Source organism: Enterobacter cloacae complex sp. IR5428, from assembly GCF_049238585.1.
GTDB lineage: Bacteria > Pseudomonadota > Gammaproteobacteria > Enterobacterales > Enterobacteriaceae > Enterobacter > Enterobacter intestinihominis.
The window spans coordinates 177,841-203,449 of the sequence record NZ_JBMKHV010000002.1 but is presented as its reverse complement, the minus strand read 5'-3'; the positions used below and the strand labels follow the sequence as shown (position 1 = coordinate 203,449).

Sequence of the window (25,609 nt, the reverse complement as noted above, 5' to 3'; positions counted from 1 at the left end):
TACAGGTACACTTAGGGGCTGAGTTTATCCTGTCTTACAAGAAGAGAGAAATCGGTGGATATCGAAACTGCAAATGCCCTGACGTCCTTCACGACCCGCTATTGCGATGCCTGGCATGAAAAGCGGGGGACGTGGCCGCAAAGTACTGACTTATATGGCGTGCCGTCACCGTGCATTATCGCTTCGCAGGATGATTACGTTATCTGGCAACCGAAACCGTTCACGGGCGAGCAGAATGTAAATGCGGTTGAACGCGCAATGGACATTGTGATACAACCTGCGCTTCATGCAATTTATACCACGCAGTTTGCCGGGGATATGACTGCATGTTTTGCAGGACAGCCGCTGACGCTGCTGCAAACCTGGAGCGAAGACGATCTTCAACGCGTTCAGGAAAACCTCATTGGTCACCTGGTCACGCAAAAACGCCTTAAGCTCTCCCCGACTCTCTTTATTGCGACGCTCGACAGTGAACTGGACGTCATTTCAGTCTGCAACCTGTCTGGCGAGGTCATTAAAGAGACGCTCGGCACCCGCAATCGCGACGTTCTCGCGCCTTCTCTTGCGGATTTTCTTACCCGACTTGAGCCGCTTCTGTAATCCATGATGCTACTGGACGTGTGAGAGATCTCTTACACGCACTGTGAGACATCGCCGAAACAATTAGCATTGTCTTAGGGATTTCAGATTAATATTAACTTCCCTTTCAACAGGTTAGCGATTTCCTGAAACGATTATCCCCGTTTCGCCAGGCTTACCTTGCTCACAGGATGGGTTGTAAGACGAGGCAGAATAGCGGATTCTATCTGTGTCGACAGGATGCCGACGCGAGAAACGAACATCAGGATGATGGCGTTTCTCACCAGGAACACGTCAGGACGACGCCGCAGGAAGGCTTCAGGATGAAGCAAAGTGGATCACGCAGGATGCGTAAGGGACACCTCCAGGAAGGAGAACGTGAGCCGGTCAGGATGGTCGGTGGGTCAGGATGGCCAGGACGTTTCAGGACGAAACCTACACGTCAGGATGATGTGAGCAGGAAGCAAAAGGTAAAGGGATGACCAGGCCTTCGGGCATCAGGAAAAGTTGTCACGGATGAGCAGGGAGCACGTATTGTAGCTGGAATGCTGCGAAACGAACCGGGAGCACTGTTTTTACAGTGCTCCCTTTTTTTATTTCTGTCTTCCGCAATGCTATGCTTCGCGCCATTCCGTTTTTCAGTTGAGGTTACTATGACGCATCACGATAGCGTTCGTGCGCAGTTGCACGCCATCGAAGCCCTTATGCGCCAGCATCAGCTGTGGCAGGAAAGTGCGCCGCAGCCAGACGCGTTCGCCAGCACCCAGCCGTTTTGTCTGGATACGCTGTCTCCATTCGAATGGCTCCAGTGGGTATTAATTCCGCGCATGCACGCGCTGCTGGAAGGGGGACACGCGTTGCCCCAGGCGTTTGCCGTCTCTCCCTATTACGAAATGGCGCTGGAGGCGACTCACCCGGCGCGCGACGTTATGTTGGTTGAGCTGGAAAAGCTGGATACGCTTTTCGCCGGTGACGATGCATGACGCTTGAGATCCTGTATCAGGATGAGTGGCTGGTGGCGGTGAATAAACCGTCCGGCTGGCTGGTACACCGAAGCTGGCTCGATCGCGATGAGAAAGTGGTTGTTATGCAAACCGTGCGCGACCAAATCGGTCAGCACGTCTTTACTGCCCACCGTCTGGATCGGCCAACCTCTGGCGTTCTGCTGATGGGGCTTTCCAGTGAGGCCGGGCGCCTGCTGTCGCAGCAGTTTGAACAGCACCAGATCCAGAAGCGCTACCACGCCATTGTGCGCGGCTGGCTGACGGATTCCGCCACGCTGGATTATCCGCTGGTGGAGGAACTGGATAAAATCGCCGATAAATTTGCCCGCGAAGATAAAGGTCCGCAGCCTGCGGTGACCGACTATCGCGGTATGGCGACCACAGAACTGCCGGTGGCGACCAGCAAATTTCCCACTACGCGATACAGTCTGGTTGAGCTTTTGCCCAAAACCGGGCGCAAGCACCAGCTTCGCCGCCACCTTGCACATCTGCGCCACCCAATTATCGGCGACAGCAAGCACGGCGATCTGCGGCAGAACCGCAGCGCGGCAGAGCACTTTGGCTGTAACCGACTGATGCTGCACGCCAGCGAGCTAAGCCTGACGCACCCGTTTACCGGCGAACCGCTGACTATTCGCGCGGGGCTGGACGAGGTCTGGATGCAGGCGCTGTCACAGTTTGGCTGGCTGGGACAACTCCCCGAAAATGAAAGGGTTGAGTTTGCCGCAGGCAACGTTCAGGATGAACAGCAAGCGCAATAATGACGGGAGCAAAGCATGGCTGAAGTAGGTATTTTTGTCGGCACGATGTACGGCAACTCGCTGCTGGTTGCGGAGGAAGCAGAAGCAATCCTCGTCAATCAGGGCCATAAAGCAACGGTCTATGAAGACCCGGAGCTGGCGGACTGGGAAAAGTATAAAGATAAATACATTCTGGTGGTGACCTCCACCACCGGGCAGGGCGATCTCCCGGACAGCATCGTCCCGCTTTTCCAGGGCATTAAAGACCAGCTTGGCTATCAGCCAGATGTTCACTATGGCATCATCGCCCTCGGCGATAGCTCTTACGCCAATTTCTGCGGCGGCGGTAAGCAGTTCGACGCGCTGTTGCAGGAACAGCACGCTCAGCGGGTCGGCGAGATGTTACTGATTGATGCTGGCGAGCACCCCGAACCGGAAAGCGAGTCAAATCCCTGGGTTGAACATTGGGCCACGCTCCTGAACTAACCCTGTACTATACGAGCTATATGCCGGGTAGGGCGTAGCCGCCACCCGGCAACGAAGCTGCACCATATCCTCAATTCCGTGAAGTATCTTCCACCACTTTGGGCTTATGCCCCAAACCACGTTCCCCACGCCCGTCAATGTTGTGTTCCTGCACGGTGAGAGAACCGGTCACTCCTTCATATACTTTTCCCGTCACTATAAAACGGCTTCGGGCCGTACCAAAACCAAACACAAATCTCTCATTCTGATTACCCTACAGGTGCTGTACAGAATGAACCAGGCGAAAGCTATGTTTCAGGAGTGCAACAATGAGTACATTAAGCCACGCGGCGAGCAGCGCTGAGAAGCGCACCAACGCCCGATACTGGATAGTGGTGATGCTGTTTATCGTCACCTCTTTCAACTACGGCGACCGTGCCACGTTATCCATTGCCGGCTCTGAGATGGCAAAGGACATCGGACTTGATCCGGTGGGTATGGGTTATGTTTTCTCCGCATTTTCATGGGCCTACGTAATCGGCCAAATCCCTGGCGGCTGGCTGCTGGACCGCTTTGGCTCAAAACGGGTCTATTTCTGGTCCATTTTCATCTGGTCGATGTTTACCCTGTTACAGGGCTTCGTGGATATCTTCAGCGGCTTCGGCATTATCATTGCGCTCTTTACCCTCCGCTTCCTGGTGGGTTTAGCGGAAGCGCCATCTTTCCCGGGCAACAGCCGCATTGTGGCCGCCTGGTTCCCGGCGCAGGAGAGGGGAACGGCGGTAGCAATCTTTAACTCGGCGCAATACTTTGCGACGGTTATTTTCGCGCCAATTATGGGCTGGCTGACGCACGAAGTGGGCTGGTCGCACGTCTTCTTCTTCATGGGCGGGCTGGGGATCGTCATCAGCTTTATCTGGCTGAAAGTGATCCACGAACCAAACCAGCACCCGGGCGTGAACAAGAAAGAGCTGGACTACATTGCTGAAGGCGGGGCGCTGATCAACATGGATCAGAAAACCCAGAAAGCAAAAGTCCCGTTCAGCCAGAAATGGGGGCAGATCAAACAGCTCGTCGGCTCCCGGATGATGATCGGTATCTATCTCGGCCAGTACTGCATTAACGCCTTAACCTACTTCTTCATCACCTGGTTCCCGGTTTACCTGGTGCAGGCGCGCGGGATGTCGATTCTGAAGGCGGGTTTTGTCGCCTCTGTGCCAGCCATCTGCGGCTTCGTGGGCGGGGTGCTCGGCGGGGTCATCTCCGACTGGCTGATGCGTCGTACCGGTTCGCTGAATATTGCGCGTAAAACGCCAATCGTGCTCGGCATGCTGCTCTCCATGACCATGGTGTTCTGTAACTACGTCAGCGCGGAGTGGATGATTATCGGCTTTATGGCGATGGCCTTCTTCGGTAAAGGCATCGGCGCGCTGGGCTGGGCGGTGATGGCAGATACCGCGCCGAAAGAGATCAGCGGCCTGAGCGGCGGTCTGTTCAACATGTTTGGCAACATTTCCGGCATTGTCACCCCAATCGCTATCGGTTACATCGTCGGCACCACCGGCTCCTTCAATGGTGCGCTGATTTATGTAGGCGTCCATGCGCTGGTGGCGGTACTCAGTTACCTGGTGCTGGTGGGGGACATCAAACGAATCGAACTGAAACCTGTTGGGGAGCGCGGATGATGACAACGCAATCAAGCCCGATTGTGACGGAGATGAAAGTCATCCCGGTGGCGGGTCAGGACAGCATGCTGCTCAACATTGGCGGCGCGCATAACGCCTGGTTCACCCGCAACATCGTGGTGCTGACCGACAGCGCAGGGAATACCGGCGTCGGGGAAGCGCCGGGCGGAGAGGTGATTTACCAGACGCTGGTCGACGCCATCCCGCAGGTGGTTGGGCAGGAGGTCGCCCGCCTGAACAAGGTGGTTCAGCGGGTGCATAAGGGCAACCAGTCGGCTGATTTTGATACCTTCGGCAAAGGCGCCTGGACGTTTGAACTGCGCGTTAACGCGGTGGCGGCGCTGGAGGCGGCTCTCCTTGATTTACTGGGCAAGGCGCTGAATGTGCCGGTCTGCGAATTGCTGGGGCCAGGCAAACAGCGTGATGCGGTAACGGTGCTGGGCTATCTGTTCTACGTTGGCGACCGGACGAAAACCGATCTGCCGTATCTGGAACGCTCGCCGGGCAGCCACGCGTGGTATCACCTGCGTCATCAGGAAGCGCTCTCTGGCGAGGCGGTGGTACGCCTGGCAGAGGCGGCGCAGGATCGCTACGGCTTTAAAGACTTCAAGCTGAAAGGCGGCGTTCTGCCGGGCGAACAGGAGATTGACAGCGTGCGCGCGTTGAAAAAACGCTTCCCGGAGGCACGCATCACCGTCGATCCCAACGGCGCCTGGCGGCTGGATGAAGCTATCGCGCTGTGCAAAGGACTGGGCGACGTGCTGACCTACGCGGAAGATCCGTGCGGCGCCGAGCAGGGCTTTTCTGGCCGCGAGGTGATGGCCGAATTCCGCCGCGCTACCGGGCTGCCGGTTGCGACCAACATGATCGCCACTAACTGGCGCGAAATGGGCCACGCGGTGATGCTGAATGCGGTGGACATACCGCTGGCTGATCCGCACTTCTGGACCCTTTCCGGCGCGGTGCGCGTGGCGCAGCTGTGCGATGACTGGGGGCTCACCTGGGGCTGCCACTCCAATAACCATTTCGACATTTCGCTGGCGATGTTTACCCACGTTGGCGCGGCGGCGCCGGGTAACCCGACCGCCATCGATACGCACTGGATCTGGCAGGAAGGCGAAGCGCGCCTGACCAAAAATCCACTTGAAATCAAAAACGGCACCATTGCCGTACCGGATGCGCCGGGGCTGGGCGTGGAGCTTGACTGGGATCAGATCCACAAGGCGCATGAAGCGTATAAAAAACTGCCGGGCGGCGCGCGCAACGACGCAGGCCCGATGCAGTACCTTATCCCCGGCTGGACATTTGACCGTAAGCGCCCTGTATTTGGACGTCACTGATAAAAGGATCGAACGATGAGCACATTTTCTACCCCTGTAGTCACCTCCATGCAGATCATTCCTGTCGCGGGACATGACAGCATGCTGATGAACCTGAGCGGCGCCCATGCGCCGTTCTTCACCCGTAATATTGTGGTGATCAAGGACAACTCAGGGCATACCGGTGTCGGTGAAATCCCGGGCGGGGAGAAGATCCGTAAAACGCTGGAGGACGCCATTCCGCTGGTGGTGGGTAAAACGCTGGGCGAGTACAAAAATGTGCTGACCAGCGTGCGTACGACCTTTGCCGATCGTGATGCGGGTGGCCGTGGTCTGCAAACGTTTGATCTGCGTACCACTATCCATGTGGTCACGGGCATTGAAGCCGCGATGCTGGATCTGTTAGGCCAGCATCTGGGCGTCAATGTCGCCTCCCTGCTGGGCGACGGCCAGCAGCGCAGCGAAGTGGAAATGCTCGGCTACCTGTTCTTTATCGGCAACCGCAAACTCACCCCGCTGCCGTACCAGAGCCAGCCGGACGAAAAATGCGACTGGTATCGTGTGCGTCACGATGAAGCGATGACCCCGGATGCGGTGGTGCGCCTGGCTGAAGCCGCGTATGAAAAATATGGCTTTAATGACTTCAAGCTGAAAGGCGGCGTACTGGCGGGTGAAGAAGAAGCTGAGGCGATTGCCGCGCTGGCGAAGCGCTTCCCGCAGGCGCGCGTCACGCTGGATCCGAACGGTGCCTGGTCGCTTGAAGAGGCGATCAAAATTGGTAAGCAGCTCAAAGGCGTGCTGGCCTACGCGGAAGATCCGTGCGGCGCAGAGCAGGGGTTCTCTGGACGTGAAGTGATGGCGGAGTTCCGTCGCGCCACCGGGCTGCCAACCGCCACCAACATGATCGCGACCGACTGGCGCCAGATGGGGCACACGCTCTCGCTGCAATCGGTGGATATTCCGCTGGCAGACCCGCACTTCTGGACGATGCAGGGCTCGGTTCGCGTGGCGCAGATGTGCCATGAGTTCGGCCTGACCTGGGGCTCGCACTCCAACAACCACTTCGACATCTCGCTGGCGATGTTCACCCACGTAGCGGCTGCTGCGCCGGGCAACATTACCGCTATCGACACCCACTGGATCTGGCAGGAGGGCAATCAGCGCCTGACTAAACAGCCGTTTGAGATCAAGGGGGGGATGGTGCAGGTTCCAGCTACGCCGGGGCTGGGCGTTGAACTGGATATGGATCAGGTCATGAAAGCGCACGAGCTTTACCAGAAACACGGGCTGGGCGCACGTGATGATGCGCTGGCGATGCAGTACCTGATCCCAGAGTGGTCATTCGACAATAAACGTCCGTGCATGGTACGATAAGTCAACTGGGACCGCTCCCATGAGCGGTCCCTTACGTGGTGTATGCTTAACGTAACTAACATGCGTAAGGATGGCTTATGAAAATTGTTATCGCTCCGGACTCGTATAAGGAAAGCTTGAGCGCGCTGGAGGTGGCGACAGCGATAGAGGTCGGTTTTCGCGAAATTTTCCCCTCAGCGGAGTACGTCAAATTACCGGTTGCCGATGGCGGCGAAGGGACGGTGGAAGCGATGGTGGCAGCCACCCATGGGCGTCTTGTCCATGTTCCCGTTACCGGGCCTTTGGGAGAACACGTGGAAGGGTTTTTCGGGTTATCCGGAGACGGGAAAAGCGCGTTTATCGAGATGGCGGCCGCGAGCGGTCTGGAGCTTGTTGCTCCTGCAAAGCGTAACCCGTTAATCACCACCTCGTGGGGGACCGGGGAACTGATCCGTCATGCGCTGGATGCGGGCGTTAAGCATATCATTATTGGCATTGGAGGCAGCGCGACCAATGACGGTGGCGCAGGCATGGTGCAGGCGCTGGGCGTAAAACTGCTGGATGCGAAAGCACAGCCCGTTGGGCCGGGCGGCGGCGAACTGGCAAGCCTTGCGCATATCGATCTTAGTGGGCTGGATGAGCGGCTGGCAGACTGTCGAATTGAAGTGGCCTGCGATGTGACCAACCCCCTGATTGGCGAGACTGGCGCTTCTGCGGTATTCGGTCCGCAGAAAGGGGCGACGCCGGAGATGGTCAGGACGCTGGACAACGCGCTTGCGCATTACGCAAACATTATCGCCAGGGATCTGGACATTGACGTCTTAAACCTGGCGGGGGGCGGAGCAGCTGGCGGAATGGGGGCGGCGCTGTATGCATTTTGCGGGGCACAGCTTCGTCGGGGGATTGAGATTGTCACCGATGCCCTGCATCTCGATGAACAGGTCGCGGACGCCGATCTGGTGATCACGGGCGAAGGGCGTATCGACAGCCAGACGATCCACGGCAAAGTGCCCGTTGGCGTGGCGAGAGTCGCGAAACGCTATAACAAACCGGTTATCGGCATTGCCGGCAGCCTGACGGCGGATGTTGGCGTGGTGCACGAGCACGGACTGGATGCGGTATTCAGCGTGATTTACACCATCTGCTCGCTGGAGGATGCGCTGGAAAATGCGCAACAGAATGTACAGATGGCCGCAAGGAATATTGCGGCGGTGATAAAGGTGGGACAGGGGATGTCGCGTTAACGTTCGTGCTCCTGTAGGCCCGGTAAGCGAAGCGCCACCGGGCTTTTTCTTAGCTTCCCAACACCTTCATCGCTTCCCGCGTCACGTTGTCCATCTCGTCCAGCAGCTCCAGAAACTCCGGCTCAAGATCGGATTCTGGCGTACCCGCGCGGAGCTGCTGTTCAAGCAACTGGCAGAGATTTTTCAACCGCGGCACGCCGCTGTAGCCGCAGCTACCGTGCAGTTTATGGATGGCCTCCAGCAGCCCTTCAGGGTTTTCGCCCACCAGCTGTTCTTCAACCTTGTTACGGATCTCAGGCAGGAAGTCCACCAGCATTTGCAGCATATCGCGGGCCAGATCGGCTTTGCCTGCTGCCTGGCGCAGCGCCAGTTGCCAGTCAAACGTGGCATTCTGGTTAACGCTGATTTCCGGCGATTCAGCTGAAATGGTGTACGTCCCGCCAATGTGCCCCGGTTTGTAGCGCAGCAGCAGGCTGTGCAGCTTCTCTTCATCGATCGGTTTCGCCAGATAATCGTTCATGCCCGCACCCAGCAGTTTCTCTTTTTGTCCCGCCATCGCGTGCGCCGTCACGGCAATCACCGGCGTCTGCTGCTGGTGCGGAAGCTGACGAATTAATTCGCAGGCGCGGATGCCATCCATGCCCGGCATCTGAATATCCATCAGGATCAGGTCAAACTGCATCTGTTTGGCTTGTTCTACGGCTTCGGCGCCGCTGGTACACAGTTCAACGTGCTGAACCTGATCCTCAAGCAGCACGCCAATCAGCTTAAGGTTTGCCGGGTTATCATCCACGGCCATCACCGTCATCGGCAGCTTATGTTCGTCGTTTTCCAGCGGCAGGGACTGATGCGTCAGACGGCAATATTCGGTCAACGCAGGTAACAGCCGTGTGGCGGTGAGGGGTTTCAGCAGACATGCCGCCGCCCCGTCGTTTTTAAGCTCTTCGGCGTTGATTTGGGCGTGGCACGGCAGAGCCAGCAGCAGGTAGTCCGTCATTGAGGCCGCCTTCGCCAGCCGTTCCTGCTGCATGGTCAGTTCTCCGGTAAACGTCACCGGAATCCCCAGCAAAAGAATATCGTAATGATCGTTCGCCAGCGCGGAGAAGGTCGGGCTGTAGACCACCTCCAGCGGCGTGCTGCTTAATACATCCAGCGTACACTGCGCCGCGGCGGCGTTCGGTTCCACATAGGCCAGACGCATCCCTTTCAGGCAGTCGGTGACCGGACCGTCGGTTTGCACGTTCGGATTAAGATCAAGATTGATATGGAACCAGAAGGTCGAGCCCCGGTTAGGCTGGCTGTGGAAGGAGATATCGCCTCCCATCTCTTTCACCAGCTTTTGGGTGATCACCAGACCCAGGCCCGTTCCGCCGTGACGACGGGAAATGCTCGCATCGGCCTGGCGGAACGCCTGGAACAGACGCGACTGATCGCGCTCCGGAATGCCGATGCCGGTATCCCGGATCTGAACTTCAATCTGGACCTTATTATTACTGAGCGCCCTTTTTTCGACCAGAATGTCGATGTTGCCGCTCTCGGTGAACTTAATCGCGTTGCCCACCAGATTGGTGATGACCTGTTGCAGGCGCAGCGGGTCGCCAATGACGTTATCCGGTACGTCATTTTTGATATTGAGCGTCAGTTCCAGCCCCTTATCATGCGAGGAGTGGGCGAGAAGCGTGACCACGTCATCCAGTGTGCTGCGCAGCGGGAAGGGGATACTCTCCAGAATCAGCTTGCCCGCTTCCAGCTTCGAGAAGTCCAGTACGTCGTTAATAATGGTCAGCAGGTTGTTGGCTGAGCGTTCAATGGTATGCAGGTGGTCACGCTGGGTCGGGTTGAGCTCGCTTTTGAGCGTCAAACGGGTGAAGCCAATCACCCCGTTCAGCGGCGTGCGCAGCTCATGCGACATGTTTGCCAGGAACTCAGACTTAATACGGGCCGCCTCCTGAGCGCGTTTTTTCGCCAGATCCAGCTCCACGTTCTGGATCTCCATCTGCTCCAGCGTTTCGCGCAGGTCAGAGGTGGCCTGGTCAACGTTGTGCTGCATCTCTTCGTGATAAGCCGCCAGCGACATCGCCATTGAGTTGATGCCGTTTTTCAGCATATCCAGCTCGCCGAGCATGAAGCCTTCCACGCGGCTGTCCAGCTGACCCCGGCGGATCCGGTCAACGGTATTCACCATGTTACGGATAGGCCCCGTGACGTCGCGCATCAGCCGCCAGCCGAAGATCAACGCGATGCCGATACAGAACAGCATCATCACGCCGGAGATGAATATTTCTTTGTACTGCTGGAGCCGCACCGACTTGAGATCCAGCTCCAGCGCCACATATCCCAGCATATTATTGCTGGACTTCGCATCGGACTGGGCGGATTCGTCGGGTGAATAGCTTTCTGAGATAATCGGCGTGCGCAGGATCATGATATCGCCGCGCCGCAGGACCGTGAGATGACGCGGGAAAGGGGTACCTTCCGGGATTTTAAGCGACGTGGGATCCAGATGGAAATTCGAGGTGACGAAAAGACGGTTATGCTCATCGTAAACGGAAATGGCGCGCACAATCTCTGAATGACGGCGGTGCAGCACGCTGATTAACTGACCAATGGATTCACGGTTTTGCAGGTTCATACCGTACTCGCTGGAGACGGCCAGCGGTTCGATAATGCTGGCCCCGGCATCTTCAAGCTGTCTCTGCAAATCGTTATAGCGATGCACCACAAAGAAAATGCTCAGCAGCAAACCGATGAGAACGGTAGGAGCGAGGATCAAAATCATCATGCGCGCGCGCAGGCTGTAGTTGGTCATGGAGTTCCGTTATGGGACAATCAGGCTAATTATGTTTATTTGAGAACAATCTCGGCGATGGCGCAATTCTACTCTGCAAAACGACGCGTGACGACGCGTCAGATCATAACTGTTGAAGCCTCTGACCTCGATCCTTTTGGACAGGGGGTAGCGCGTCACAAGGGTAAGACACTGTTTATCACAGGTTTGCTGCCAGGAGAACGCGCAGATATTACGCTGACGGAAGACAAACGCCAGTATGCGCGCGGCCAGGTCAAGCGCCGTCTTAATGATAGCCCGGAGCGCGTGACGCCTCGCTGCCCCCATTTTGGCGTTTGCGGAGGCTGTCAGCAACAGCATGCCAGCACAGAATTACAGCAAAAAAGTAAAAGCAACGCGCTGGCCCGCCTGCTAAAACATGACGTCAGTGACATTGTCGCTGACCAGCCGTGGGGCTACCGTCGCCGCGCTCGCCTGAGTCTAAGCTACCAGCCAAAAACTGAAAGGCTGGAGATGGGTTTTCGCAAAGCCAGCTCCAGCGATATCGTCTCCATCATGCAATGCCCTGTTTTGGTGCCCCAACTTGAGGCACTGCTCCCGGCCGTGCACCACTGTCTTGCATCGCTGGATGGTGTGCGTTCGCTGGGCCATGTCGAACTGGTGCTGGCCAACGGCGGCCCGCTGATGGTGCTGCGCCACACCGCACCGCTGTCCAGGGCAGATCGCGAAAAACTGGAACGCTTTTCGCATTCTCATGAGCTTGCGCTTTTCCTCGCGCCGCAAAGCGAGATACTTGAGCAGGTTAGCGGAGACGCGCCCTGGTATGCGTCAGACGGGCTACGCTTAACGTTCAGCCCGCGGGATTTTATCCAGGTCAATGACGGCGTGAACCAGCAGATGGTGGCGAACGCGCTGGCGTGGCTTGACGTCCAGCCCACCGATCGGGTGCTCGATCTGTTCTGCGGTATGGGTAACTTTACCCTGCCGCTGGCCCGCAAAGCAGCAAGCGTGGTCGGGGTGGAAGGCGTTGAGGCGCTGGTGGCGAAAGGCCTGGAGAACGCCCAACAGAACGGCTTGCAAAATGTGACATTCTTTCATCAAAATCTTGAGGATGATGTTACTCAGCAACCGTGGGCTAAGCAGGGCTTTGATAAGATCCTGCTCGATCCGGCGCGCGCAGGTGCGCCGGGCGTGATGCAGCATATAATTAAACTCGCGCCTGAACGCGTGGTCTATGTTTCCTGTAACCCGGCGACGCTGGCCCGTGACAGCGAAGCATTATTGAGCGGGGGTTACCAGATTCGGCGTCTGGCAATGCTGGACATGTTCCCGCACACTGGACATCTGGAATCAATGGTGTTGTTCGAGCACATCTAATGAGTTTGGCTTGTCGACTTCGACAGGCCCTTGTCCCTAAAGGAGAGGACGATGGTTGCGGTAAGAAGTGCACATTTAAATAAAGCTGGTGAGTTTGACCCTCAAAAATGGATCGCAAGTCTGGGGATTTCCAGCCAGCAGTCGTGTGAACGCTTAACCGAAACCTGGGCCTATTGTTTACGCACAACGCAGGGGCATCCGGACGCTGAACTGCTGTTGTGGCGCGGCGTGGAGATGGTTGAAATTCTCTCCATGCTTAACATGGATATCGAAACGCTACAGGCCGCGCTGCTGTTCCCACTGGCAGATGCTAACGTGGTGACGGAAGACGTGCTGCGTGAAAGCGTCGGCCAGTCCGTCGTGGCGCTCATCCACGGCGTGCGTGATATGGCCGCCATCCGTCAACTGAAAGCCGCGCAAACGGATTCTGTCTCTTCCGAGCAGGTGGATAACGTCCGCCGCATGCTGCTGGCGATGGTGGATGATTTTCGCTGCGTGGTGATCAAGCTGGCCGAACGGGTTGCCCATCTGCGCGAAGTGAAGGATGCGCCGGAAGACGAGCGCGTCCTGGCCGCCAAAGAGTGTACGAATATCTATGCGCCGCTGGCGAACCGTCTGGGTATCGGGCAACTGAAGTGGGAGCTGGAAGATTACTGCTTCCGCTATCTGCATCCGGCGGAATACAAACGCATTGCCAAATTGCTGCACGAACGCCGCATCGACCGCGAACACTATATCGAGGAATTTGTCAGCGGGCTGCGCCAGTCGATGAAAGAGGAGAATGTGCGCGCCGAGGTCTACGGGCGTCCGAAGCACATCTACAGCATCTGGCGCAAAATGCAGAAGAAACACCTCGCCTTTGACGAGCTGTTTGACGTGCGCGCCGTGCGTATCGTGGCGGAGCGTCTCCAGGACTGCTACGCCGCGCTGGGGATAGTACATACTCACTTCCGCCATCTGCCGGATGAGTTCGATGACTACGTCGCGAACCCCAAACCGAATGGCTATCAGTCCATCCACACCGTGGTGCTTGGCCCCGGCGGCAAAACTGTGGAAATTCAGATCCGTACTAAACAGATGCACGAAGACGCCGAGCTGGGCGTCGCCGCGCACTGGAAGTACAAAGAAGGCACTTCCGGCGGCGCGCGCTCCGGTCACGAGGACCGTATCGCCTGGCTGCGTAAGCTGATTGCGTGGCAGGAGGAGATGGCCGACTCCGGCGAAATGCTCGACGAAGTGCGCAGTCAGGTCTTCGACGATCGCGTCTACGTCTTTACCCCGAAAGGGGATGTGGTTGATCTGCCGGCAGGCTCTACGCCGCTCGATTTCGCCTACCACATTCATAGCGACGTGGGGCACCGTTGCATCGGGGCGAAGATCGGCGGACGTATCGTACCGTTTACCTACCAGCTACAGATGGGTGACCAGATTGAAATCATCACCCAGAAGCAGCCAAACCCAAGCCGCGACTGGCTGAATCCAAACCTCGGTTACGTGACCACCAGCCGCGGGCGCTCTAAAATTCACGCCTGGTTCCGCAAGCAGGATCGTGACAAGAATATCCTTGCCGGTCGTCAGATCCTTGACGACGAGCTGGAGCATATCGGGATAAACCTGAAAGAGGCGGAGAAGTTCCTGCTGCCGCGCTACAACTTCAACGAGCTCGACGAACTGTTAGCGGCGATTGGCGGCGGCGATATCCGCCTGAACCAGATGGTGAACTTCCTGCAAGCGCAGTTCAACAAGCCAAGCGCGGCAGAGCAGGATGCGGCAGCGCTGAAACAGCTCCAGCAGAAAACCTACGCTCCGCAGCAGCGCAGCAAGGACAATGGCCGCGTGGTGGTTGAAGGGGTGGGTAACCTCATGCACCATATTGCCCGCTGCTGCCAGCCGATACCGGGTGACGATATTGTCGGCTTTATCACCCAGGGGCGCGGGATCTCAATTCACCGCTCCGACTGTGATCAGCTTGCTGAGCTGCAATCGCATGCGCCGGAACGTATCGTGGAAGCCGTCTGGGGTGAAAGCTACTCCGCTGGCTACTCGCTGGTGGTGCGCGTCACTGCCAACGACCGCAGTGGCCTGTTGCGCGACATCACCACCATTCTCGCCAACGAGAAGGTCAACGTGCTGGGCGTTGCCAGCCGCAGCGATACCCGCGAGCAGCTTGCCACCATCGATATGACCATCGAAATCTATAACCTGCAGGTGCTGGGCCGGGTGCTCGGTAAACTGAACCAGGTGCCGGATGTGATTGACGCGCGTCGTCTGCACGGCGGCTGAACATCCTCTTCTGTAGGCCGGGTAAGGCAACGCTGCCACCCGGCATTTTGACATCAGGACAGAACTATGACTCAAATCGACCGCCTGCTTGGCATCATGAAACGCCTGCGCGACCCGGAAAACGGCTGCCCGTGGGATAAAGAGCAGACTTTCGCCACCATTGCGCCTTACACGCTGGAAGAAACCTACGAAGTGCTGGACGCGATTTCGCGCGAAGATTTCGACGACCTGCGCGGTGAGCTGGGCGACCTGCTGTTCCAGGTGGTGTTCTACGCACAGATGGCGCAGGAAGAGGGGCGCTTTAACTTTGACGACATCTGCGCCGCTATCAGCGACAAGCTGGAGCGCCGTCATCCGCATATCTTTGGCGATGCCTCCGCAGGCAACAGTGCGGAAGTGCTGGCGCGCTGGGAGCAGATCAAAAGCGCCGAACGCGCTGAAAAATCTCAGCACTCGGCGCTGGACGACATTCCCCTGAACCTTCCTGCGCTGATGCGCGCGCACAAAATTCAAAAGCGCTGCTCGGCGGTAGGGTTTGACTGGACCTCTCTCGGCCCGGTGCTGGAAAAAGTGCACGAAGAGATCGACGAAGTGATGCATGAAGCGCAGCAGGCCGTTGTGGATGAAGCAAAGCTAGAAGAGGAGATGGGCGATCTGCTGTTCGCGACCGTCAACCTTTCTCGCCACCTCGGTGTAAAAGCGGAAACCGCCCTGCAAAAAGCGAACATTAAATTCGAACGTCGCTTCCGCGAAGTTGAGCGCATTGTGGCCTCGCGTGGCCTGGAAATGAGCGGCATTGACCTCGACGCGATGGAGGAAGTCTGGCAGGAAGTTAAACGCCAGGAACATGATCTCTAACGAAATTTTGCGATCAAGCGCAATTTGTGTGATTTTTTAAATGACAAGCGCTTGATTTGCGTCAAAAACATTTACCCAAAAGGGGCTATTTTCTCACTCCTTATGTTTGTCATGGCCTGGGAAGGAGACGGAGAATGAAAGTTTGTGGCGCTCGTCGTGTTCGGGTATACTACTTTCCCGTCCTGGTTATTCCATCGTTTCACCCTAACTTCTCAGGTTCAGCATGACAACGAACTATATTTTTGTGACCGGCGGGGTCGTATCCTCTCTGGGTAAAGGCATTGCCGCAGCCTCCCTCGCAGCCATTCTTGAAGCCCGTGGCCTCAATGTGACCATGATGAAACTGGATCCGTACATCAACGTCGATCCAGGCACCATGAGCCCAACCCAACACGGGGAAGTGTTCGTTACTGAAGACGGCGCTGAAACCGATCTGGATCTTGGCCACTACGAGCGTTTCATCCGTACCAAAATGACCCGTCGTAACAACTTTACGACTGGCCGTATCTACTCTGACGTTCTGCGTAAAGAGCGCCGTGGTGACTACCTGGGCGCGACCGTGCAGGTCATCCCACACATCACTAACGCCATCAAAGAGCGTGTCCTTGCCGGTGGCGAAGGGCATGACGTTGTGCTGGTTGAAATCGGCGGTACCGTAGGGGATATCGAATCCCTGCCGTTCCTCGAAGCGATTCGTCAGCTGGCGGTAGATATTGGTCGTGAGAACGCGCTGTTCATGCACCTGACGCTGGTGCCTTACATGGCGGCAGCAGGTGAAGTGAAAACCAAACCGACTCAGCACTCCGTTAAAGAGTTGCTCTCCATCGGTATTCAGCCTGATATCCTGGTTTGCCGTTCCGATCGCGCGATTCCGGCGAACGAACGCGCGAAAATTGCATTGTTCTGTAACGTGCCTGAAAAAGCCGTTATTTCAATGAAAGACGTCGATTCCATTTATAAAATCCCGGGCCTGTTGAAATCACAGGGTCTGGACGATTATATTTGTAAACGATTCAGCTTGAACTGTCCGGAAGCTAACCTGTCTGAATGGGAGCAGGTGATTTACGAAGAAGCCAATCCGGGCGGCGAAGTGACTATCGGTATGGTCGGCAAGTATATTGAACTGCCGGACGCCTATAAGTCAGTTATCGAGGCGCTGAAGCACGGTGGTCTGAAGAATCGCGTCTCCGTCAACATCAAGCTGATTGATTCGCAGGATGTTGAAACGCGCGGCGTCGAAATTCTCAAAGATCTGGATGCGATTCTCATCCCTGGCGGCTTCGGCTACCGTGGTGTTGAAGGCAAGATCGCCACTGCACGCTATGCGCGTGAAAACAATATTCCATACCTCGGCATCTGCCTGGGTATGCAGGTTGCGCTGATTGAATTTGCGCGCAATGTAGCGGGAATGGAAAACGCGAACTCTACGGAATTTGTGCCAGACTGTAAGTACCCTGTCGTGGCGCTGATTACGGAATGGCGCGACGAAGACGGTAACGTCGAAGTCCGTACCGAGAAGAGCGATCTGGGTGGCACCATGCGTCTTGGCGCACAGGCCTGCCAGCTGTCAGACGATAGCGTGGTTCGCAAGCTGTACGGCGAGCCGGTGATTACCGAGCGCCATCGTCACCGCTATGAAGTCAACAACATGTTGTTGAAACAAATTGAAGCTGCGGGTCTGCGTGTTGCGGGCCGTTCCGGGGATGATCAGTTAGTCGAGATCATCGAAGTGCCAAACCATCCGTGGTTCGTGGCCTGCCAATTCCACCCGGAATTTACTTCAACGCCGCGTGACGGGCATCCGCTGTTTGCAGGCTTCGTGAAAGCCGCCAGCGAGTACCAGAAGCGTCAGGCGAAGTAAAAAAAGTTAGAACGGCAACGCGTACCCCTGGTACGCGTTGTTTGTCTGGAGTTTTAGTTTAACTTGTACTGAGGAAAATCTAATGTCCAAAATCGTTAAAGTCATCGGTCGTGAAATCATCGACTCCCGTGGTAACCCGACCGTTGAAGCCGAAGTTCATCTGGAAGGTGGTTTCGTCGGTATGGCTGCTGCTCCATCAGGCGCATCTACAGGTTCCCGCGAAGCGCTGGAACTGCGTGATGGCGACAAATCCCGTTTCATGGGCAAAGGCGTACTGAAAGCGGTTGGCGCTGTTAACGGTCCTATTGCTCAGGCTATCGTTGGCAAAGATGCCAAAGATCAGGCTGGCATCGACAAGATCATGATCGATCTGGACGGTACTGAAAACAAATCTAACTTCGGTGCGAACGCAATCCTGGCAGTTTCCCTGGCGAACGCCAAAGCAGCAGCTGCTGCTAAAGGTATGCCACTGTTCGAGCACATCGCTGAACTGAACGGCACCCCAGGCAAATACTCCATGCCTGTACCAATGATGAACATCATCAACGGTGGTGAGCACGCAGACAACAACGTTGATATTCAGGAATTCATGATTCAGCCTGTTGGCGCGAAATCCCTGAAAGAAGCGGTGCGTATGGGTTCTGAAGTGTTCCACAACCTGGCTAAAGTTCTGAAAGCTAAAGGTATGAACACTGCTGTTGGTGACGAAGGTGGCTACGCGCCAAACCTGGGTTCTAACGCAGAAGCGCTGGCTGTTATCGCTGAAGCGGTTAAAGCAGCAGGCTACGAGCTGGGCAAAGACATCACTCTGGCGATGGACTGTGCAGCATCTGAATTCTACAAAGACGGTAAATACGTTCTGGCTGGCGAAGGCAACAAAGCGTTCACCTCCGAAGAGTTCACCCACTTCCTGGAAGACCTGACCAAACAGTACCCAATCGTTTCTATCGAAGACGGTCTGGACGAGTCTGACTGGGATGGTTTCGCATACCAGACCAAAGTACTGGGCGACAAAATCCAGCTGGTTGGTGACGATCTGTTCGTAACCAACACCAAGATCCTGAAAGAAGGCATCGAGAAAGGCATCGTTAACTCCATTCTGATCAAATTCAACCAGATCGGTTCTCTGACCGAAACGCTGGCTGCGATCAAAATGGCGAAAGACGCTGGCTACACCGCTGTTATCTCTCACCGTTCTGGCGAAACTGAAGACGCTACCATCGCTGACCTGGCTGTGGGTACCGCTGCTGGCCAGATCAAAACCGGTTCTATGAGCCGTTCTGACCGTGTTGCTAAATACAACCAGCTGATTCGTATCGAAGAAGCGCTGGGCGAAAAAGCACCTTACAACGGTCGTAAAGAGATCAAAGGCCAGGCATAAGCCTGAACTTTCGTTCTTATGAAAAAACCCGCTTCGGCGGGTTTTTTGTTTTCTATAGCAGAAGCGGCAGCGTGGCGCTGGCCGTTTGCTGGCTTACGTCACCGTAATGGCTGTCTACTGCGATAAGGGAAGTGGTAAGCAGTTCAACCAGCAGCATCACGCCAACCTTGGCATTGAGCGCACCTGCGCTCAGCGGTCCCTCGGGCTTGGCTGCAACCAGCTGTAAATCGCTCAGGGAGGCCAGCGGGCTGCGGGGCGTATTGCTGAGCGCCAGTACCTTAACGCCACGCTTGCGGGCGAGTTTCACCACGTGAAGCAGATCCCGTGTAGAGCCAGAACTTGAGATGGCCACCACCAGCGTCTCTTTCGAGAGCGTCGTCGCATTCATGGCGGCGCGATGCATATCGCTAAACAGCTGTGCAGGTTTGCCGAGTCGCAGCAGCTTGTAATGCAAATACTCCCCCAGAATCGCGCTGGCTGCCACCCCGTAAATTTGCACTGATTGCGCCTGATGCAGGGCCAGTGTCGCCTGTTCAAGCTGGGCCCGGTCGAGGAGTTTTGCGGTATCTTGCAGCGCCTGGACAGACTCATCCACCACGTTATCTATCGCATCTCCTGCCTGACGCTCTGGCAAACCCTGCTGAATATCCAGCGCAAGCGCCATTTTAAATTCGTTATATCCCTTACAGCCCAGCGTGCGGCAAAGGCGTGTGACGCTGGCCTCGCTGGTGCCGCTTTCACGCGCCAGCTCGGTGATCGTCAGGTAGAGCACCCTGGCAGGATCGTTGAGAACAAACTCCCCCAGTTTTTGTTGCGTTGGGCTGTACCCGGAAGCCTCCTGGCGTAGCTTCAGCAGCAGGTTTTCATGGTCCGACATGCTAGATCCTTAATGCGTTTCTCTGCCAACTAGTGTGGCGGAAAGCGGGGGAGAGATGCCAGTCATTTCGAAAAAGTATGATCGGCGTCCTGGTTTTTGGTGGTAATTTTCACAATTAAAATTATATATGGTAAAAATTTTCATCAACAACCAGGGGGATAATAAAATGATGCAAATGTTCAGCGGAGCGTCTTCCGGCGGATGGTTTGAAAAAGCGCAGCGCTTTGGCAAATCCTTTATGTTACCTATCGCCATACTGCCCGCAGCAGGTCTGTTGTTGGGGATCGGCGGGGCGCTATCGAATCCGAATACGCTTACCGCGTATCCATTTTTAGACGTTGGCTGGCTACAGGCCATATTTACCATCATGAGCAGTGCAGGCTCGATTGTGTTCGCAAACCTGTCGGTACTGTTTGCTGTTGGGGTCGCCGTTGGGCTGGCAAAAAATGATAAAGGTACGGCAGGGCTGGCGGCATTACTCGCTTATCTGGTGATGAATGCCACTATCAATGCGCTGCTGATCCTGACCGGAAAACTGGCGCATGAGAACCCGGGCGCCGTAGGGCAGGGCATGACGCTGGGTATTCAGACGCTTGAAACGGGCGTGTTTGGTGGGGTCGTTATTGGGCTTGTGACCTGCGCACTGCATCATCGGTTTAATAAAATCGCGCTTCCGCAATTTCTGGGCTTTTTTGGCGGCTCACGCTTCGTACCCATTATCAGCTCACTGGTGGCGATACTCGTCGGCGCGCTGATGACCGTGGTCTGGCCGCATTTTCAGAAGCTGATCTTTGGCCTTGGCGGTCTGGTGGATGCCACCGGCTATCTGGGGACATTGCTGTACGGCTTCATCCTGCGCATGCTTGGCCCGTTTGGCCTGCACCACATCTTTTATCTGCCGTTCTGGACCACCGCGCTTGGCGGCAGTGAAATTGTTAACGGTCACCTGGTTGAGGGCACGCAGCGGATCTTCTTCGCCCAGCTCGCCGACCCGAACACGCAGCATTTCTATGAGGGCACGTCGCGCTTCATGTCCGGGCGCTTTATTACGATGATGTTTGGCCTGCTGGGCGCCTGCCTTGCGATGTACCACACGGCGAGGCCGGAGAACAAAAAGCGGGTTGCCGGGCTGCTGCTCTCTGCGGCGTTAACCTCATTCCTGACGGGAATTACCGAGCCCATCGAGTTCTCATTCCTGTTTATTGCCCCGGTGCTGTACGTCATTCATGCGCTGTTTGACGGGCTGGCGTTCATGCTCGCGCACATGCTGCACATCACCATCGGACAAACATTCTCCGGCGGGTTTATTGATTTCGTGCTGTTCGGCATTTTGCAGGGTGAAGCGAAAACTAACTGGATGTTCGTCCCGCTGGTGGGCGTACCGTGGTTCTTCCTTTACTACTGTACCTTCCGCTATCTGATCAAACGTTTTGATTTTGCCACGCCGGGCCGTGAAAAGGAGGCGTTGGCTGACGAGGCTACCCTGCCGCAAAGCGAGCGCGCCGCGGCGGTGATCGCCGGGCTGGGAGGAAAAGACAATCTGGATGACGTTGACTGCTGCGCCACGCGCCTTCGCGTCACGGTGAAAGACGGTAGCAAAGTCAATGAAGCAGCACTGAAAGCGACCGGCGCGCGCGGCGTTATCGTCCGCGGCAACGGTGTCCAGGTCATCTATGGCCCGCACGTCACCATTATCAAAAACGAAGTGGAAGAGATCTTATCGTAATGAAAACTGTACTGGATAACCTGAAAGGAAAACTTGTCGTCTCCTGCCAGGCGCTGGAAAATGAACCGCTGCACAGCCCGTTTATTATGTCGCGAATGGCGCTGGCGGCAGCCCAGGGCGGTGCCGCTGCGATCCGCGCCAATAGCGTGGTGGATATCAAGGCTATCAAAGGGCTGGTCTCACTGCCGGTCATCGGCATCATCAAACGGGACTATCCGGATAGCGAGGTGTTTATCACCGCGACGCTCAAAGAAGTGGATGAGCTGATGGCGGTCGCCCCGGACATCGTTGCGCTGGATGCGACCGCCCGGAAACGGCCCGGTGGCGTATCGCTGGACATGCTGATCGCGCAGATCCGCACCCGTTACCCTTCGCTGCTGCTGATGGCGGATATTGCCACCTTGCAGGAGGCCGTGACCGCGCAGGCGCTGGGGTTTGATTGTGTCGGAACCACCCTTTACGGTTATACGGCAGAGACCGCGGGCCATTCGCTACCGGAAAATGACTGCGCGTTTTTGAAAGAGGTGCTGTCTGCCGTCACGATCCCCGTGATTGCCGAAGGTAACGTGGATACCCCCGATCGCGCGGCCAGGTGTCTGGAGTTGGGGGCGCATACGGTTGTCGTCGGCGGGGCGATCACCCGACCGCAGCAAATTACGGAACGGTTTATGGCGGCAATTGGCGCGCAAAGCACCGATGGAGCATGATCATCTGACGGGGATCTGCGATACTTATCGTTTATTCCCTTAACAGAGTTGACTATGCAGTACCCGATTAACGAGATGTTCCAGACCCTGCAAGGCGAGGGTTACTTTACCGGCGTTCCCGCTATCTTTATTCGTTTACAGGGATGCCCGGTTGGCTGCGCCTGGTGTGATACCAAACATACGTGGGATAAGCTCGCAGATCGGGAAGTGTCGCTGTTCAGCATTCTGGCGAAAACCAAAGAGAGCGATAAATGGGGCGCGGGCAGCGCGGAAGATCTGCTTGCCATAATTGGTCGTCAGGGCTGGACGGCGCGGCACGTGGTGATCACCGGTGGGGAACCCTGCATTCACGATCTGATGCCCCTCACCGAACTGCTCGAGAAGAACGGCTATAGCTGTCAGATCGAAACCAGCGGTACCCATGAAGTGCGCTGCTCCCATTCAACGTGGGTAACGGTTTCACCGAAAGTGAATATGCGTGGCGGTTATGACGTGTTGTCGCAGGCGCTTGAGCGTGCGGATGAGATCAAACATCCGGTGGGGCGCGTGCGTGACATCGAAGCGCTGGACGAACTGCTGGCGACGTTGACGGATGAGAAGCAGCGCGTGATCGCGCTACAGCCTATCAGCCAGAAAGACGATGCAACCCGTCTGTGCATTGAAACCTGTATCGCCCGCAACTGGCGCCTGTCGATGCAGACGCACAAATATCTGAACATTGCCTGATACTTGTGTGGCCCCGCTTAACGCGGGGCTTTTGTTGTTGGCAGTAAAGCCCAGGTCACTACGGCTGACCCAAGACAAATCGCACTGTTGAAAAGCAAGGCATACTGCGCGGCACTGGCCGTTCCCATCGGCAGCCATAGGGCGTACAGCGATGCGGTGACCGCGATCCCCATTGCGCCGCCCAGGGAACTGCCCATCTTATAGATCCCTGAAGCCACCCCCACTTTGTTTTCAGGGGCATTCATTACCGCCGTGTCCGTTGAGGGCGTGGCGTAACATCCGAGCCCCAGCCCGAATAAAATATTGCTCAGAAAGACGGTGACAATGTAGACCTCTTTGCTTAAGAAGGTGCATGAAATCAGCGTAATACCTGTTGCAGTCAGCAGCGGGCCGGTCATCATCGGCAGCCTGGCGCCATAGCGCTGAAGCAGTTTTTCACCCACCCGGATCATCGCCAGTACGGTAACCAGATACCCCAGCGTCATCATGCCGGTCTGTAGCGGTGACAGATGATGGCCTTGCTGCAACCAGATGCTGGCGATCATCATGGTGCCAATGCAGCCGTTGAGCAGGAAATTTGAGAATACCGAGGCGCTATAGGCACGGTTTTTAAACAGGGCGAAATCGATCAACGCCGCATCGCCCTTCCGCCGCCCGGTAACGACAAAGCACATCAGTGCAATCACGGCTCCACACAGTACAAGAAGCGATAAACTGCTGCTCCAGCCCCAGCTGTGTCCTTTGCTGATAAACAGATTGAACAGCACCAGCATAAGGACAAAACTCACCAGGCCGCTGATATCCAGCTTGTGTCGACACGCATCAGGGCTGCGGCTTTCCGGCGTGGCGCGGATAAGCAATAGCGCGACCAGAGCCACCACTATCGACAAAATAAAAATCCAGCGCCAGCCCAGCGTGGTGGCGATGGCACCTCCCACAAACGAGCTCAGGCCACTCCCGCCCCATGAACCAATAACCCAGAAGCTGATTGCGCGCTGGCGTGCTTTACCTTCATACCAGGTCTTAATCAGCGCCAGCGTGGCGGGCATGATGCAGGCCGCGGATAGCCCCTGTATCGCTCTTCCCAACAGAAACAGGACGGGCTCCCATGAAATGAACAGCAGACCGCTTCCGATCATGCTCAAAATCAGGCCTGTCATGGTCAGGCGCATGCGCCCAAACTTATCGGCAAACCCACCGCAGGCTACGACAAAACAGCCGCTAAACAACGCGCTCAGGCTGACGGCCAGCGTAAGGGTTTCGAGGGCAATGTCGAGGCTATTCTGCATGGCCGGAACCACGTTGATAACCGACTGGGCAAACAGCCAGAAGGTCAGAACGCTCATGACGATACCCGCCAGCAGCCGATCGTTACCGGCGTAGGCGGATGCGTCTGTCAGGGAAACGGTACTCATAATGCAGCCCTCCCGGGAAGGTGCGAATCAGCGCAGATAGTGTTCGGTCAGTGCGGCCCACAGCGCCGCGCCGGTGAGGAGAATAGTGTCGTTAAAGTCGTAGCCCGGGTTATGCACCATGCAGCGGTCAGGCTCATCGCCAGCGCCAAGGGTGAAATAACAGCCATTGGGATTTTTCTCGAGCATGAACGCAAAGTCCTCGCTGCCCATAAACGCATTCACCTCCGCGACGGAATCCTGACCGAACAGATCGGTGGCGACGTTGCGCACCATCTCATTGGCTTGCGGATTGTTTTTCAGTACCGGGCTGCCATTAATGTGTCGAATGGTAGCCGTGGCATTGAAACTTTCCGCCTGCGCAACGGCGATATCATGGATGCGCTGTAGCACGGTTTGCCGCACGCTTTCATCCAGCGTGCGCACGGTAAGTTTCATCAATACTTTGTCGTTGATGATGTTGGGGGCATGTCCAGCCTGAATGCTGCCTACGGTAACGACGGCAGGCTGAAAAGGGGTGATATTGCGCGAAACAATGGACTGCAAAGCGATAGTGATATGACAGGCAACCAGGGTGGCGTCTACGGTATGTTCTGGCACCGCACCGTGACCCCCCACGCCGTTAACCTCAATATGAAGGGTGTCCGAAGAGGCCATCATGGCGCCATCGCGCAGACCAATTTTTCCGACGGGCTGTGACGGCATATTGTGCAGACCAAAAATGTGGTCGCAGGGGAACAGGTCAAACAAACCGTCCTCTACCATAACGCGTCCGCCATACAGAAGTTCTTCCGCAGGCTGAAAAATAAGGTGCAGCGTGCCGTTAAAATTGCGGGTGCGTGCCAGGTACTCCGCTGCATACAGGAGCGTTGTGGTGTGGCCGTCATGACCGCAGCCGTGGAATTTACCCTCAACGGTACTGCTCCAGGCCTTGCCGCTGTTTTCCTGCATAGGCAGCGCATCCATGTCGGCGCGCAGACCCAGGCGTTTAGGCCCGTTACCCACCTTCAGCGTGCCGACCACACCGGTTTTCGCCAGGCCGCGATGAACCTCATATCCCCATTCCTCAAGCAACGCCGCAACGCGATCGCTCGTATTGTGCTCCTCAAAACCAATTTCAGGATGCTGATGAAAATAGCGACGTAATTCAGTGAACTGGGCCTCTTTGCCGCGCAGAGCTTCGATAATTGGATGTGTCATTTTTGTTATCCTTTTTATGCCAAA

Annotated in this window: 20 protein-coding genes; 16 read left to right on the top strand and 4 right to left on the bottom strand. The window is 56.2% G+C overall.

Features of this window, described 5'->3' with window-relative positions; all coding sequences use genetic code 11:
• The first annotated feature begins 54 nt into the window (after positions 1–54).
• The 8 genes from syd to ACOTXC_RS03245 all read left to right on the top strand — a co-directional run bounded on the left by syd (position 55) and on the right by ACOTXC_RS03245 (position 8,389).
• Positions 55–600, top strand: coding sequence for a SecY-interacting protein (syd, locus tag ACOTXC_RS03280; protein WP_022649215.1), 546 nt, complete (start codon positions 55–57; stop codon positions 598–600).
• A gap of 632 nt (positions 601–1,232) precedes the next feature.
• Complete coding sequence (locus tag ACOTXC_RS03275; protein ID WP_022649214.1) at positions 1,233–1,562, top strand: YqcC family protein; 330 nt, start codon at positions 1,233–1,235, stop codon at positions 1,560–1,562.
• On the top strand, positions 1,559–2,344 hold the full coding sequence (truC, locus tag ACOTXC_RS03270; RefSeq protein WP_023298500.1) for a tRNA pseudouridine(65) synthase TruC: 786 nt from the start codon (positions 1,559–1,561) through the stop codon (positions 2,342–2,344). The genes ACOTXC_RS03275 and truC overlap by 4 nt, the downstream gene beginning before the upstream one ends.
• 15 nt (positions 2,345–2,359) lie before the next feature.
• Complete coding sequence (locus tag ACOTXC_RS03265) at positions 2,360–2,809, top strand: flavodoxin (RefSeq protein WP_022649212.1); 450 nt, start codon at positions 2,360–2,362, stop codon at positions 2,807–2,809.
• A gap of 308 nt (positions 2,810–3,117) precedes the next feature.
• The gene (gene gudP / locus ACOTXC_RS03260; RefSeq protein ID WP_003862734.1) at positions 3,118–4,473 is read left to right on the top strand and encodes a galactarate/glucarate/glycerate transporter GudP; all 1,356 of its coding nucleotides are present in this window, start codon (positions 3,118–3,120) and stop codon (positions 4,471–4,473) included.
• Positions 4,473–5,813 (top strand): enolase C-terminal domain-like protein, encoded by a 1,341-nt coding sequence (locus ACOTXC_RS03255; protein WP_023298498.1) that lies wholly within the window; start codon positions 4,473–4,475, stop codon positions 5,811–5,813. Before gudP ends, ACOTXC_RS03255 begins: the two co-directional genes overlap by 1 nt.
• 15 nt (positions 5,814–5,828) lie before the next feature.
• Positions 5,829–7,166 carry a glucarate dehydratase gene (gene gudD, locus ACOTXC_RS03250; protein ID WP_046618678.1) on the top strand — a complete coding sequence of 446 codons (1,338 nt, stop codon included), beginning with the start codon at positions 5,829–5,831 and terminating at the stop codon, positions 7,164–7,166.
• A gap of 77 nt (positions 7,167–7,243) precedes the next feature.
• Complete coding sequence (locus ACOTXC_RS03245; RefSeq protein ID WP_046618677.1) at positions 7,244–8,389, top strand: glycerate kinase; 1,146 nt, start codon at positions 7,244–7,246, stop codon at positions 8,387–8,389.
• A gap of 49 nt (positions 8,390–8,438) precedes the next feature.
• Here ACOTXC_RS03245 and barA read toward each other — a convergent pair whose 3' ends face one another.
• Positions 8,439–11,198: a two-component sensor histidine kinase BarA gene (barA, locus tag ACOTXC_RS03240; RefSeq protein ID WP_022649206.1), complete on the bottom strand. Its 2,760-nt coding sequence runs from the start codon at positions 11,196–11,198 to the stop codon at positions 8,439–8,441.
• A gap of 57 nt (positions 11,199–11,255) precedes the next feature.
• Between barA and rlmD the strand changes: the two genes are divergently transcribed.
• The 5 genes from rlmD to eno all read left to right on the top strand — a co-directional run bounded on the left by rlmD (position 11,256) and on the right by eno (position 18,937).
• Positions 11,256–12,554 carry a 23S rRNA (uracil(1939)-C(5))-methyltransferase RlmD gene (gene rlmD, locus ACOTXC_RS03235; RefSeq protein ID WP_155025173.1) on the top strand — a complete coding sequence of 433 codons (1,299 nt, stop codon included), beginning with the start codon at positions 11,256–11,258 and terminating at the stop codon, positions 12,552–12,554.
• A 51-nt stretch (positions 12,555–12,605) separates the two neighbouring features.
• Complete coding sequence (gene relA, locus ACOTXC_RS03230; protein ID WP_022649204.1) at positions 12,606–14,837, top strand: GTP diphosphokinase; 2,232 nt, start codon at positions 12,606–12,608, stop codon at positions 14,835–14,837.
• A 66-nt stretch (positions 14,838–14,903) separates the two neighbouring features.
• Complete coding sequence (mazG, locus tag ACOTXC_RS03225; RefSeq protein WP_003862720.1) at positions 14,904–15,695, top strand: nucleoside triphosphate pyrophosphohydrolase; 792 nt, start codon at positions 14,904–14,906, stop codon at positions 15,693–15,695.
• 223 nt (positions 15,696–15,918) lie between these two features.
• Positions 15,919–17,556: a glutamine hydrolyzing CTP synthase gene (gene pyrG / locus ACOTXC_RS03220; RefSeq protein WP_022649202.1), complete on the top strand. Its 1,638-nt coding sequence runs from the start codon at positions 15,919–15,921 to the stop codon at positions 17,554–17,556.
• 82 nt (positions 17,557–17,638) lie between these two features.
• Positions 17,639–18,937, top strand: a complete 1,299-nt coding sequence (gene eno / locus ACOTXC_RS03215; RefSeq protein ID WP_022649201.1) for a phosphopyruvate hydratase — start codon at positions 17,639–17,641, stop codon at positions 18,935–18,937.
• Positions 18,938–18,989: 52 nt separating this feature from the next.
• On the opposite strand, the gene ACOTXC_RS03210 is transcribed toward eno, so the two are convergent.
• A complete protein-coding gene (locus tag ACOTXC_RS03210; protein WP_015571725.1) occupies positions 18,990–19,814 on the bottom strand; it encodes a MurR/RpiR family transcriptional regulator in 825 nt (274 codons plus the stop codon).
• 166 nt (positions 19,815–19,980) lie between these two features.
• On the opposite strand from ACOTXC_RS03210, the gene ACOTXC_RS03205 reads away from it, so the two are divergent.
• Genes ACOTXC_RS03205 through queE form a run of 3 tightly spaced genes read left to right on the top strand, consistent with a single transcriptional unit; the run spans position 19,981 to position 22,973 of the window.
• The gene (locus ACOTXC_RS03205) at positions 19,981–21,540 is read left to right on the top strand and encodes a maltose/glucose-specific PTS transporter subunit IIC (RefSeq protein WP_023330180.1); all 1,560 of its coding nucleotides are present in this window, start codon (positions 19,981–19,983) and stop codon (positions 21,538–21,540) included.
• On the top strand, positions 21,540–22,247 hold the full coding sequence (locus ACOTXC_RS03200) for an N-acetylmannosamine-6-phosphate 2-epimerase (protein WP_045308741.1): 708 nt from the start codon (positions 21,540–21,542) through the stop codon (positions 22,245–22,247). Before ACOTXC_RS03205 ends, ACOTXC_RS03200 begins: the two co-directional genes overlap by 1 nt.
• A gap of 54 nt (positions 22,248–22,301) precedes the next feature.
• On the top strand, positions 22,302–22,973 hold the full coding sequence (gene queE / locus ACOTXC_RS03195; protein ID WP_006811780.1) for a 7-carboxy-7-deazaguanine synthase QueE: 672 nt from the start codon (positions 22,302–22,304) through the stop codon (positions 22,971–22,973).
• A gap of 17 nt (positions 22,974–22,990) precedes the next feature.
• Here queE and ACOTXC_RS03190 read toward each other — a convergent pair whose 3' ends face one another.
• A complete protein-coding gene (locus tag ACOTXC_RS03190) occupies positions 22,991–24,388 on the bottom strand; it encodes an MFS transporter (RefSeq protein ID WP_032626005.1) in 1,398 nt (465 codons plus the stop codon).
• 27 nt (positions 24,389–24,415) lie between these two features.
• Positions 24,416–25,585 carry a M20 aminoacylase family protein gene (locus ACOTXC_RS03185; protein WP_023306836.1) on the bottom strand — a complete coding sequence of 390 codons (1,170 nt, stop codon included), beginning with the start codon at positions 25,583–25,585 and terminating at the stop codon, positions 24,416–24,418.
• Positions 25,586–25,609: the final 24 nt, after the last annotated feature.